This window comes from Acinetobacter sp. HY1485, assembly GCF_027568475.1.
In the GTDB taxonomy this organism is placed as follows: domain Bacteria; phylum Pseudomonadota; class Gammaproteobacteria; order Pseudomonadales; family Moraxellaceae; genus Acinetobacter.
Window position 1 is genome coordinate 56,277 of record NZ_JANKZG010000010.1, and the last position, 12,738, is coordinate 69,014.

Annotated in this window: 13 protein-coding genes, 1 other RNA gene and 1 pseudogene; 8 read left to right on the forward strand and 7 right to left on the reverse strand. The window is 36.4% G+C overall.

The genetic code is table 11. The annotated features are described in order from the left end of the window. Nucleotides 1–22: 22 nt before the first annotated feature. Entirely contained in the window at nt 23–484 is a 462-nt protein-coding gene (locus PCI70_RS10400) for a GNAT family N-acetyltransferase (protein WP_269915269.1), read from the reverse strand. Nucleotides 485–508: 24 nt separating this feature from the next. On the opposite strand from PCI70_RS10400, the gene PCI70_RS10405 reads away from it, so the two are divergent. Next, complete coding sequence (locus PCI70_RS10405) at nt 509–967, forward strand: OsmC family protein (protein ID WP_269915270.1); 459 nt, start codon at nt 509–511, stop codon at nt 965–967. Here the strand turns inward: PCI70_RS10405 and PCI70_RS10410 are convergent. Together PCI70_RS10410 and hemB are read right to left on the reverse strand one after the other, a co-directional pair. Further along, nucleotides 964–1,164, reverse strand: a complete 201-nt coding sequence (locus tag PCI70_RS10410; protein WP_269915271.1) for a hypothetical protein — start codon at nt 1,162–1,164, stop codon at nt 964–966. The two genes, PCI70_RS10405 and PCI70_RS10410, sit on opposite strands and share 4 nt — an antisense overlap. A gap of 108 nt (nt 1,165–1,272) precedes the next feature. Beyond that, nucleotides 1,273–2,277, reverse strand: a complete 1,005-nt coding sequence (gene hemB / locus PCI70_RS10415) for a porphobilinogen synthase (RefSeq protein WP_269915272.1) — start codon at nt 2,275–2,277, stop codon at nt 1,273–1,275. Between the two features lie 258 nt (nt 2,278–2,535). On the opposite strand from hemB, the gene PCI70_RS10420 reads away from it, so the two are divergent. The 4 genes and pseudogenes from PCI70_RS10420 to PCI70_RS12140 form a co-directional block, all read left to right on the forward strand. Next, nucleotides 2,536–3,645 carry an HlyD family secretion protein gene (locus PCI70_RS10420; protein WP_269915273.1) on the forward strand — a complete coding sequence of 370 codons (1,110 nt, stop codon included), beginning with the start codon at nt 2,536–2,538 and terminating at the stop codon, nt 3,643–3,645. Then, complete coding sequence (locus PCI70_RS10425) at nt 3,642–5,165, forward strand: DHA2 family efflux MFS transporter permease subunit (RefSeq protein WP_269915274.1); 1,524 nt, start codon at nt 3,642–3,644, stop codon at nt 5,163–5,165. Before PCI70_RS10420 ends, PCI70_RS10425 begins: the two co-directional genes overlap by 4 nt. A 43-nt stretch (nt 5,166–5,208) precedes the next feature. Beyond that, nucleotides 5,209–5,568: a transfer-messenger RNA gene (ssrA, locus tag PCI70_RS10430) on the forward strand. 178 nt (nt 5,569–5,746) lie between these two features. Beyond that, nucleotides 5,747–6,300: pseudogene (locus PCI70_RS12140) on the forward strand (integrase arm-type DNA-binding domain-containing protein); the annotation flags it as partial. 2 nt (nt 6,301–6,302) lie between these two features. Here PCI70_RS12140 and PCI70_RS10440 read toward each other — a convergent pair. Continuing rightward, the gene (locus PCI70_RS10440; protein WP_269915276.1) at nt 6,303–6,644 is read right to left on the reverse strand and encodes a hypothetical protein; all 342 of its coding nucleotides are present in this window, start codon (nt 6,642–6,644) and stop codon (nt 6,303–6,305) included. Between the two features lie 216 nt (nt 6,645–6,860). Further along, the gene (locus PCI70_RS10445) at nt 6,861–7,469 is read right to left on the reverse strand and encodes a LysE family translocator (RefSeq protein ID WP_269915277.1); all 609 of its coding nucleotides are present in this window, start codon (nt 7,467–7,469) and stop codon (nt 6,861–6,863) included. A gap of 234 nt (nt 7,470–7,703) precedes the next feature. On the opposite strand from PCI70_RS10445, the gene PCI70_RS10450 reads away from it, so the two are divergent. After that, the gene (locus PCI70_RS10450) at nt 7,704–8,552 is read left to right on the forward strand and encodes a LysR family transcriptional regulator (protein WP_269915278.1); all 849 of its coding nucleotides are present in this window, start codon (nt 7,704–7,706) and stop codon (nt 8,550–8,552) included. Here the strand turns inward: PCI70_RS10450 and PCI70_RS10455 are convergent. Next, nucleotides 8,547–8,798: a TIGR03643 family protein gene (locus tag PCI70_RS10455; RefSeq protein ID WP_269915279.1), complete on the reverse strand. Its 252-nt coding sequence runs from the start codon at nt 8,796–8,798 to the stop codon at nt 8,547–8,549. The two genes, PCI70_RS10450 and PCI70_RS10455, sit on opposite strands and share 6 nt — an antisense overlap. A gap of 201 nt (nt 8,799–8,999) precedes the next feature. After that, nucleotides 9,000–9,455, reverse strand: a complete 456-nt coding sequence (locus tag PCI70_RS10460) for a DIP1984 family protein (RefSeq protein ID WP_269915280.1) — start codon at nt 9,453–9,455, stop codon at nt 9,000–9,002. A 100-nt stretch (nt 9,456–9,555) separates the two neighbouring features. On the opposite strand from PCI70_RS10460, the gene PCI70_RS10465 reads away from it, so the two are divergent. Further along, nucleotides 9,556–10,332, forward strand: a complete 777-nt coding sequence (locus tag PCI70_RS10465) for a class I SAM-dependent methyltransferase (RefSeq protein WP_269915281.1) — start codon at nt 9,556–9,558, stop codon at nt 10,330–10,332. A gap of 321 nt (nt 10,333–10,653) precedes the next feature. Then, the coding region (locus PCI70_RS10470; protein ID WP_269915282.1) for an Ig-like domain-containing protein at nt 10,654–12,738 on the forward strand (2,085 nt) is incomplete at its 3' end.

Consider the following 12,738-nt stretch of genomic DNA (forward strand, 5'->3'; position numbering starts at 1 on the left):
AAAACAATTTATATCTTTAAGCTTAAATAGAGTTGAAGTTATTTAACTCCATAGCATATGCCACAATTTCATCATTCTCCTTAATTGAAGATGTCATTCTAAAATAATTTTTCTGATAAAAATTAAATGCTGTTAAAGTAGATTCTAAGTAAATTTTTTTGATTTGATATTTTTGACAATCTTGAATCAGTTTTATCAAAAGTTGAGAACCAATTTTTTTGTGTTGAAAATTAGGTAGAACATAGTTTAGAAAAAGCTCACCATAAGGTGACATACAATAAAAACCAACAATATTTTGATCTAATAGATAAATATAACAGTGATTCTCTAATATCCATTTCTTTAAATTTTTCTCAGTTTTATTTGCGATCCACGCATCAATCAGCTCTTGATTATTTTTATGGTCAGCAATACAAGAAAAAATACTCTTTTTAATAACATCTACAATTTCCTTGGCATGATAGTGTTGTGCTTTTTTAAGCATATAAATTAGATCAGGATATAAAAAATGACCATACATCAATATCGTGTAAATGTGCAATGGACGGGTAATTTAGGACAGGGCACAACGTCGTATCGTGCTTACGAACGTAATTTTGAAATTACTCATTTGGATAAAGAAAAGATTTTAGGCTCGGCTGATCCTGTATATTTAGGAGACAAAACACGGTGGAATCCTGAAGATTTATTGGTAGCCGCTGCATCGGCATGCCATAAATTATGGTATTTGCATTTGTGTGCTGTAAACCATATTTGTGTTTTAGAGTATTTTGATTGTGCAGAAGGTTATATGCAAGATGAGGGGAGAGGACATATCACGCACATTATATTAAAGCCTCAAATTAAATTGGCTTTAGGAAGTAATAAAACGCTTGCCGAAACATTGCATCAGCAAGCGCATCATGAATGTATGATTGCCAATTCGGTTAATTTCCCAATTGAATGCCAACCTACATTTTATGATTAACCACGAGGAGGTTGTGGTTTTTTAACATGATGTTTTGGTGCAGGTTTATGTTTTTTAACATGATGTTTTGGTGTTGGTTTTTTAACATGATGACGCGGTTCTGGTTTCATTGGCATATGTTGTGGTGCAGCCATTGCAGTTGCTGTAAATGCAGAAGCAGTTAAACCTAGTGCTAAAACAGAAAGTAATTTTTTCATTGCTTATATAATCTCAATTTCAATTAACTTTAATCATGCGTTCAAAATATGAAATTTTAATGAATATTCTGTAACAAAAAGGTCGACTTAAGTTGTCGACCCTGATATTTATTTAAGTTTTCTTGCAGCTTCTTCTGCAAAGTAAGTCCAAATGCCATCAGCACCTGCGCGACGACATGACATCAATGTTTCAATAATCACATCATCAGACAGCCAACCATTTGCAATAGCACTTGTCATCATGGCATATTCACCACTGACTTGATAAACAAATGTAGGCAAGCCAAAGTTATCTTTAACCTCGCGTACGATATCTAAATAAGGTAAGCCTGGTTTTACAATCACCATATCTGCACCCTCTTGGATATCGAGTGCAATTTCATGCAATGCTTCTGCACGATTGCCAATATCCATTTGGTAGTTGTATTTGTTCCCACCTTTTAAATTACTTGATGAACCTACGGCATCACGAAATGGTCCATAAAAACTTGACGCATATTTTGCAGAATACGCCATAATATTGGTGTAAATATGTCCGTTGGCTTCGAGAGCTTGGCGAATAGCACCAATACGTCCGTCCATCATATCACTTGGCGCAATCACGTCTGCACCTGCTTCAGCGTGACTGAGCGCTTGTTTTACTAAACATTCAACAGTTTCATCGTTAAGCACATAGCCTGTTTCATCAATAATGCCATCTTGCCCATGTGTGGTGTATGGGTCTAATGCACCATCAGTGATGAGCACCATTTCAGGAAGTTCTTTTTTAAGTAAACGACATGTTTGTTGTACTAAACCATCTGAATGCCAAGCAGATTCGGCAGTTAAACTTTTTTGTTCTTGTGGAATAACAGGAAAAAGTGCAAGCTTAGATACACCAAGTTCAAGCAACGTTTCTGCTTTTTTAAGTAAAAGGTCTGCCGAAAGACGATGGACGTTTGGCATACTAGGAATTTCTTGTTTTTGTTGTAGACCTGGTAGTACAAAAACAGGATAAATTAAGTGATCTGCGGTTAAATGTGTTTCGCGCACCATCGATCTTAATTGATCATTTTTACGGATACGACGCATGCGAGTGGCAGGAAAAGCAGGACGATTAAAAGTATAAGTCATCACAACCTCAAGCAAAAAAGAAAAATCTATTGTAGACCTTTTGAGTGAGATTGGGAAAAAAGCACTATTTTAAATTTTCTTTAAGACATTCTTGCTATAACTAACATAAATGTTTCCTTGGTTAAGCTTAAGATCATTAAAAGGATTATTGTCTAAGCCCTTTAATGTATTCTCGCACGATCATTTTTTTTTAAGTAAAATGCCCAACAATCAAAATTCAATTTGCACGTTTTGTGGTGCACAACGTAGGTTAAATCTATGAGTGAAGAGAATCTGCCTAATCAAAATAAGCGAAAAAAACTACTATCGCTCGTTGCGGTTATTGTCATTATTGGGGCAATTATTTATGCCGTATGGGCGCTATTTTTAAATCACAGTGAAGAAACAGATAATGCTTATGTAGACGCAGATACTGCTCAAGTCAACTCTATGGTGAGTGGACAAATTATAAAAGTATTAGTAGAAGATACGCAGACTGTACATACAGGTGATGTATTGGTTCAAATTGATGACCGCGATGCCAAAATTGCAGTGGCTCAAGCCGAAGCAGACCTAGCTAAAGTACAACGTGGTTTTACACAAACACAGGCAAACAGTAAATCCCTATCTTCACAAATTTATGCAAGTGATGATGCGATTACCAGCCAACGTGCACAAGTCACAAAAGCACAAGCTGATGTACAAAAAGCACAAGCCGATTTTAAACGCCGTGCAGACTTAAGTGCTTCGGGTGCAATTTCTAAAGAAGAATTGAGTACGGCACAAAATGCACTTAATACTGCAAAAGCAAATTTAGATTTGGCTCAAGCAGGGTTATCGCAAGCAATGTCTCAACAAAAAGTGGCACAAAGTAATTTAGCTGCAAATGAGGCACTTATTCAGGGGACAACACAACACAGCACTCCTGATGTTTTAGCAGCACAAGCAAAACTTGATCAGGCAAAGCTTAACTTAGAACGTACTATTATCCGTGCACCTGTTGATGGTGTGATTACCAATCGTACAGCTCAAATTGGGCAAACAGTAACCCCAAGCTCATCACTTATGTTGGTTGTACCTTTAAATAAACTGTATGTGAATGCTAACTTTAAAGAAAGCCAACTTGAAAAAGTACGTGTAGGTCAAAAAGTGACGTTAACGTCTGATTTGTATGGCAGTGGTGTGGTTTATCACGGTAAAGTAGTTGGTTTTTCAGGTGGAACTGGGGCTTCTTTTGCGTTAATTCCTGCTCAAAATGCAACAGGTAATTGGATTAAAGTTGTACAGCGTTTGCCTGTAAGAGTTGAGTTAGATTCAAAAGAATTACAACAACATCCACTGCGCGTGGGCTTATCAATGACTGCTAAAGTCGATTTGGCATCACCATGAGTAACTTTAAACCGTTTGGTGACCTAACAGGCGGTAAGCTCTTACTTGCGACCTTTGTGTTGGCATTAGCAAACTTTATGGTTGTGGTAGATACCACCATTGCCAATGTATCTATTCCACATATTACAGGTAGTCTTGCTGTTTCGTCTTCTCAAGGAACGTGGGTGGTGACATCCTACGCTGTTGCAGAAGCAATTTGTGTTCCTCTTACAGGTTGGTTGGCAGGGCGTTTCGGTACAGTGCGTACATTTGCGACCTGTTTAGCAGGCTTTACAATATTTTCTATATTTTGTGGTTTATCTACCTCTTTAGAAATGTTAGTCGCCTGTCGTATTGGGCAAGGATTGTTTGGTGGTCCATTAATGCCACTCAGCCAAACGCTACTTATGCGAATTTACCCACCTGAAAAACATGCTCAAGCCATGGGGTTATGGGCAATGACGACTGTGGTAGGTCCTGTAATTGGTCCTATTTTAGGCGGTTGGATCAGTGACAATATGTCATGGCATTGGATCTTTTTTATTAATATTCCAGTGGGCATTTTATGTGTGCTTGGAACATTGAAATTGCTGAAACCTGCTGAAACTAAAACATTGCATGAAAAGATAGATTTAGTCGGGCTTATTCTACTGATTATCTCGGTAGGTTCATTACAGCTCATGCTAGATTTAGGGCATGAGCGTGATTGGTTTTCTAATCCATTTGTAACAGGGTTAGGAATTACAGCACTTATTGGATTTATTGTATTTATTATTTGGGAAGCAACAGAAAAGAACCCCATTGTAAATGTTAAGATCTTTAGGCATTTGGGTTACTCCGTTGCTGTGCTAACTCTTGCATTTGGATTTGGGGCATTTTTTGGCAGTATTGTGCTTATTCCACAATGGTTACAAACCAATATGGGGTATACAGCTACGTGGGCAGGCTACCTTACTGCAACAATGGGCTTTGGTAGTATTACCATGTCGCCAGTGGTGGCTAAACTATCTACTAAAGTTGACCCGAGAGCATTGGCAAGTTTTGGTTTGTTTTTATTAGGTGGTGTAACACTCATGCGTGCATTTTGGACGAATGAAGCTGATTTTATGACGCTTGCACTTCCTCAAATTTTACAAGGCTTTGGTGTTCCATTTTTCTTTATTCCACTCAATAGCATTGCATTAAGCTGTGTAAATTCAAGTGAAATGGCATCTGCTGCAGGTTTAATGAGTTTTGTAAGAACAATAGGTGGCGCAATTGGTGCGTCGCTATCTGTAACGATCTGGGATGATCATGCTAAAATTTCTCGTAGTGAAATTGTATCAAACTTACATGCTCAACCAACTGTTAACGAACTCATGAGCCAAGGCTTTAGCTATGAAGGTGCAATTGCACAGATTTCAAGTCTTGTAGATAAAGAAACGCTGACAATGGCAGCAGACCATGTATTTTTAGTATTCGCTTTGGTGTTTTTAGTGGGAGCCATGATTATTTGGTTATGTCCAAAACCTAAAGCTGTTGATACAAGTCAGGTGCATTGAGTTGAATTTTCTAAAAGTTATGTTATAGTAGCAAAACATACATGGGGATGTTATTGGCTTCGACGCTGGTGATGAAACTCATAGATGCATGCCGAGAGCGCATTTTCTCTCGTAAATAAAATTTGCAATTTTATAGTCGCAAACGACGAATCTTACGCTCTAGCTGCCTAAGGGCAGTTTGTCCGCCTACTAGAATACTTGTGGTCTGGTAGTCCGACCGAAGCGCACGCACACAAGTCCGTATAAAGTCATGCCTTGGGGCTTTATACCAAACTTAAAGGATCGTGCTTTTAACCCTGTTCGTCGGGTCTTTAAGCATTAAAACAATAGACGATATCTAAGCATGTAGTATTCTGGAGCGTAATGCTGGCGGACGCGGGTTCAACTCCCGCCATCTCCACCATACACTTAGATTTATATAACTTAATATGAGTTATACAGATCGGAAAGGCTTAACCTTAAAGGGGTTGAGCCTTTTTTTATGCCCAAATATAAATAATCATGCCTGTATACAGCATTGATTAGCATGTATCACTCTTTGTATCATTGCCTAAAAACCTAACTCGCTGTGATACAGGACAATGAAACGTACCACTATCAAGAAACGGCCAATGGCAGATATCACATTGGCAAGCCTAGAACCTGAAGATAAAGATTATCGGGAATTAAACGGCAATGGCTTGTATTTCTTTGTGCAGAAGAATAGCAATAAGTCTTGGCAGTTAAGATAGAAAAAGCTTTGTAGCAAGTGGTCTTGGTTAGGCATTGGTGGTTAGCCCAAAATAGACGGACAGCTTGCACGGAAGAAAGCTTTAGAACTCATTACAGATATAGGCAAGGGCGAGAACCCCATCATTACCAAGCAACAACGTAAGATACAAGAATGAGAGCAACACACTGCCACTTTTGAAGCCTTAGCAAAAGAATGGTTGGCCACAAAACAAGGCAAGTGGGTATCATGAGCCGTAATAAAGGTGCATTAGAAAAACATATTTATCCTGTCTTTGGTAAACGCCTGTTTGCTTCTATACGCCCAATTGAGTGGATGGAACATTTAAAGGGTATTCAGCAACAACAGTACCGTATGCGGTCTATGTGCCGAGATATAATAACCCCACTAGAGGGATTATATAAATCTTATATTAAGTAACTTAAGATATTTTTACATTTAAAAGCTATATTTTCATCTTCAACTTGCGAAATTCTATAGTTAACGTTTTCCCATTGATTATTATCTTTTTCTATAACTAAAGACATAAATTGTTGGAAGTTATTTAGAAAACTATTTTTTAAAGACAAATCTGAAATATTTGAAAACTCAATGAGTAATTTTTTTGTATCTTGAGAAAAAAGATCTTTTGAAAAAATCAAAGTCAGAGTGTAACTAGCTTCAATGTAATTATAATCAATATCAAATTTTTCTACTTGATCAAATTCGGGTAAATATTGGTTTAACTCAGTAAAGTTAAGTCTTTTCATTGGTTAACTCTCATAGGGTCAATAGAATTTTAATATGCTATATCAAACTCTACTAACTGTTTACCTAAATAGTCTTAGCGAAATACATTAAATATCTATTTACTCAAAGATATCTTTATATACTTAAGTTTTCGCATGCTTTTTCATTTAAATGGTAATATTTTATGAAAATTATTCTTTGGGAAATACGCTAAATTAATATTTTACATCTGATGACTATTTAAAACTAACAAAAAGAAGAGATATCCCAAGAACAGTAAGTATGCTACCGATTATCTTATTAATGACTTTTTGTTTTTGAATCATTTTTTGTCTGAGATTTTGTGTAGAAAATACAATTGCTAAAATACCAAACCAAATAAAATGAGCAAATGACATAAATAAACCATAACCAATCAGTAAAAATTCATTGGTTTGTGGACTTACAATTTGGGTGTATGTACTAATCACAAATAATGTCGTTTTAGGGTTTAAAGCATTGGTAAAGAAGCCATATTTTAAAGCCGAAAAAGGCGTTAAAGTCTGACTAGAGTTTTGATCTAAAATAATTGCCTGAGTAAATGTTTTATAACCAATATATACAAGATAGAATGCGCCTATATATTTGATAAAATTCAGTATATATGGGGTATATGCCATTACAAAACCTATGGCAAAAAGTGTATAGGTCACATGAGTCAGTACTCCTAAAGAAATGCCTACTGCAGTCAATAGTCCTGTTTTCTTACCATATAAATAACTATTTTTTGTTACAATTGCAAAATCTGCACCAGGGCTTATAACAGCAAGCAGGGTAATCAAAATAACAGCGTAAAGTTCAGTCATAGCTGTTTCTCCTGCTTAAAACTAAGCTTTATCATTATTGAAAAGCTGCCAATTAACCCACTAGATTTTTTTGAATATTCAGAATTGTTCTGAAATAGGCATAAATTATCATTTAAATTTTTCGCGATAGTATTCAATTTATTTTGCTCATACGTTTTATTGTACGTCTGATTTTAGCTAGAATTAGCTGAATAGAAATTGATAAATTCTCCTCATCGTTCATGAGATTGTGGAATGATAGAAAAACTGTCTTTAAATGCACTTAAATATTTTTATATGATTGCTCAAACGGGTAGTGTTACAAATGCAGCAGAAAAATTATGCGTGACACAAAGTGCTGTAAGTAAACAATTAAAAAATTTAGAAGAAATGATGAATGTTCAACTTTTTGATAGAGTTCAGAAAAAATTATATTTAACACAATCAGGTAAACAACTTTATCAAACCTGCCAAACTATATTTGTACAATTAGATGACTGTTTAGTCGATATCACTAAAAAACAAAATACACCTAAACCATTAGTACTTTCTTGTGAATCGACTATTGCAATGAAATGGTTAATTCCACGCTTAGCAACATTTAAAAGTGATTTTAATGTGGTACTTCTGACAGCAGGAGGCAGTGTAGATTTTGAAAGTGGACAAATTGATTTAGCATTAAGACGTAATGACTTTAAATGGAAAGATACATTATTTAGCGAAAAAATTATTGATGAATATATGCTTGTTGTCAAAGCAAAAAATAATACAGAAAATAAAATTTTACGCTCAACATCTCGTCCAAATTTTAAATATACACAGGGCAAAAATGATGAAATATTAGAGTTTGAGCATTTTTATTTATGCTTAGAGGGGTGTTTAGCCGGTTTAGGGAAAACAATGCTTTCAGGTTATATGATTGAAAAAGAATTAAAGTACGAAATGTTAGATATTGTTGAGCCAATTTTTAAAGATGGTTCGGCCTACTATTTACTGTCTAATACACATTTTGAGCAAGATGATAGAAAAATAATTTTTTTAAAATGGCTAAAACAAGAAATGAAAAACAGTGAGAAAGGCTTACAACAAGCCTTTAATTTATAACTTATATTGTCTAGAGCAATAGCCACGGTTTATCTCAGGTGAACGTAGTTTTAAATGCTTCGTTTTACGATTGGTTACGCGCTTACGCCATAATTTAAAACTGCTTTCTTTAAGAGATGAGCGCATAAGTTGAATCACGGCAGATTCATTGAGGCCGTAAAGATTTTCGATGGCTTCAAAAGGTGTGCGATCTTCCCATGCCATTTCAATGATACGTGATGTTTCATCAGTAGAAAAATGGTGCATAAATACCCTTCGTGTGAGATGGAATAAAGCATATTGTCAGTACATGGTAGTAAATGATAAATTTTAAAAAATAACGTCTAAAGAGTGATGCATCTAAAAAGTAAAAGAGGCGAGATAGATGCTTTATCTCTAGCAAGTTGCTTTATTAAATCCGTAAAAAGCAGTAAAAAACGGTTTTGTACTCGCCCAATATGCTACGTATTAGACTAAATCGACCTGCCAATTCATGGCTTGGATTTCTACATTGAGCTGTCTAAGTGACGCACTAATATCATCAGCTTGTTTTTGAATTTTTGCAATAGAAATTGTTTTTAACCATTTAATTTCACGCATACTATAACGTTCAGAATCACGCTGAGCATGGTCTAGCGCATGTTGTAAAATTCTGTGTTCTGCAATTAAACGATCTCGCTTGTTAAGTAAGTTAATTAATGGTTGCCCATTTGGCATTTGTGTCTGAGCATTGGTCAGATGAATTTTTTCGATAAGATCATACAGTGCTTGGTTGGTTTGTATGGCTTCATTTATTAGAGTTTGAGGGTCTTCACTTGGTGTATCTCCCTCTTGAATAAGTACATTTTGTTGAATACGTTGTTGTAATGAAGCGAGTTTTTTCTGCATATCACTTCTTAAAAGTAAGGCTTCAGCAAGTTTCATTTTTACGCTCTATTATAAAAATAAGTTATGATTTATGAATAAATTAATCATTTTTTGTTCTCTAAAATTTGCTTTAAGTTAGAAATAAAGGAGAACGAATATGAAAAGTGTACATCAAATTAATGCGCAACAATACCAAGGTAAAGCTCAACAGTATTTAAATAGCCAAGTACACGCAACAGGTGAAGAGTTTACTAAAATTTTAAAAGAAGTTAAGCCAACGGATCATGTACTTGATTTAGGTTGTGGTGGTGGACACGTAAGTTACAACATAGCATCTTATGTACAAAATGTGATTGCTTATGACTTATCTAACGATATGCTTGAGATAGTTAGGCATACGGTACAAGAAAAACAGTTAAAGAATATTAAAACGCAGCAAGGCGTGGCAGAACAGTTACCGTTTCAATCAGCAAGTTTTGATGTGGTGATAAGTCGATATTCTGCTCACCACTGGCAAGATATTCATCAAGCAGTACAAGAAATTAAGCGTGTACTTAAACCTAATGGCGTTTTTATTTTAATCGATACAATGAGCTCGAACACACCAATTTTCAATACTTTTTTACAAACGATAGAATTTATACGCGATCCAAGTCATGTTAAAAATTATTCATTACCTGAGTGGAGTGATATTGCTGAACAGGCACAATTAGAAATACGGAACTTTCAAATGCAGAATTTATATTTAAATTTTGCTACATGGATTGAGCGTATGGCACCCCCGCAAAGTAGTATAGAAACTTTGCAATTTCTCCAGAAAAACGCGTGTGATCAAGTTAAAAAATATTTTAAACTTACAGATCAAGGAGATTTTAGTCTTCGTGTTGGATATTTAAAAATAGTTAATAATGATAATGAAATTAATTCTTTGTGATGATAAGGGTTAATTACATTTTTTATACATTAAATTTTTATGATATAATACAAATAAAATCAAATATTTAGGTTGATTTTTTTACATTTGAAAATCAACCTATTTTCATCACGGAAAAGGAGCTCAATTGTTTTTTTATTGTGCAAGCGTATTCTATAAATGTGATTAGAAAATTTAAATAATTGTTGACGAGATGAGGTAGTGGCGATGATGTGTTGCTTTATAGTAAGACACAAAAAAATAGGTGTAAAGCAACCTAAAAGTTAATCGGTATAACTCAAAATTTGTCATACAATAATGAACATAGGACAATAAATTGAAATGGTTACTTCAAATATAAATAAGCCAACAAAACCGAGTGTAAATCTGACAGCAAATCAAGATGGAACTATTACGGTGGCAGGGCAAAGCCAAGCAAATTATGAAATTGATATTACATATCCTAACGGACAAAAAGTCGTAACTATTGCAAATGGTGATGGTAGTTTTAGTACAACATCCCCTACACCACAAACCACTGGAGCAGTTAGTGTTATTGTTAAGGATTCTTTAGGCAATGTATCTCCTACAGTCACAAAAAATTTTATTGATCGTGTTGCACCGGAAGCACCTAATGTAACAATACATGCTGACGATAAAGGCTATCTTACAGTAACAGGAACAGCTGAGGTGGGTAGTCATGTTAAGATTATCTATCCAAATGGTTTAGCCCAAACAGTTACCATTGATAGTACTGGAGTTTTTACAACGACTTCTGTGGATGTACAACCTACAGGTCAAGTAAAAGTCCGTGCAACAGATGTTGCAGGTAACCAATCAGTATTGGTTGAACAAAATTATGTAGATCAAACTCCTCCTTCATTACCAACGTCAATGGTAATAACCAATCCAAATAGCACATTAACTGTAAGTGGCACAACCGAACCAAATAGTGTAGTAAAAGTCACGTATCCCGATGGTACAAGTTCAACTATTACATCATCAAGTACAGGCCATTACAGCGTTATTTCTGCGAACCCACAAAGTTCTGGAGAAGTGAGTGTTTCCTCTACAGATGCATCTGGCAATACATCAGCAATAAATCAAATTACTTATGAAGATACAACGGCCCCATCACAGCCAACAGATACCAAAATTACAGGAAATACTGATGGAACTGTCACGGTATCTGGCATAGTGGAACCAAATACGACTGTCAAAGTGACCTATCCTGATGGTACAACAGCAACTGTAAAAGCTACCGATAATGGAGCTTATAGTATTACTTCTTCTACGCCACAAAATTCAGGTAATTTATCAGTTGTAACAACAGATGCTAGTGGTAATAGTTCTCCATCTCTTAATCAAAACTATGTTGACCGAACTGCTCCAGATCAACCTTTAGTTTCTAATATCTTGGCAAATAAGGATGGTACAATTACTGTCAGTGGTCAAGCAGAGCCAAATAGTACAGTTAAAGTCACGTATCCTGATGGTACAACCTCAACGGCAACCGTAGGTACAAATGGGAGTTATTCAACGACATCTAGCACCCCACAAACCTCGGGCAATGTGAGTGCAATGGCAACGGATGTAGCAGGCAATACCTCTAGTGCTACACAGCAAAGTTATACCGATACCACTGCACCAACAGCACCAAGTGATACTGCAATTAAAGGTAATGACGATGGAACAATCACTGTCAGTGGTCAGGCAGAGCCGAATAGTACGGTTAAAGTAACGTATCCTGATGGCACAACATCAACGGCAACCGCAGGCACAGATGGGACTTACTCAACGACATCTAGCACCCCACAAACCTCGGGCAACGTGAGTACAACGGCAACCGATACAGCAGGTAATACCTCTAGTGCCACACAGCAAAGTTATACCGATACCACTGTACCAACAGCACCAAGTGACACTGCAATCAAAGGTAACGACGACGGTACAGTAACCGTCAGTGGTCAGGCAGAGCCAAATAGCACGGTTAAAGTGACTTACCCTGATGGTACAACCTCAACGGCAACCGCAAGTACAGATGGCAGTTATTCAACGACATCTAGTACTCCACAAACCTCAGGCAATGTAAGTGCAACGGCAACCGATACAGCAGGTAATACTTCTAGTGCTACACAGCAAAGTTATACCGATACCACTGCACCAACAGCACCAAGTGACACTGCAGTCAAAGGTAACGACGACGGGACAATTACTGTCAGTGGTCAAGCAGAGCCAAATAGTACAGTTAAAGTGACTTACCCTGATGGTACAACCTCAACGGCAAATGTAGGCACAGGTGGGACTTACTCAACGGCATCTAGCACCCCACAAACTTCGGGCAATGTGAGTGCAACGGCAACCGATACAGCAGGTAATACCTCTAGTGCCACACAGCAAAGTTATACCGATACCACTGCACCAACA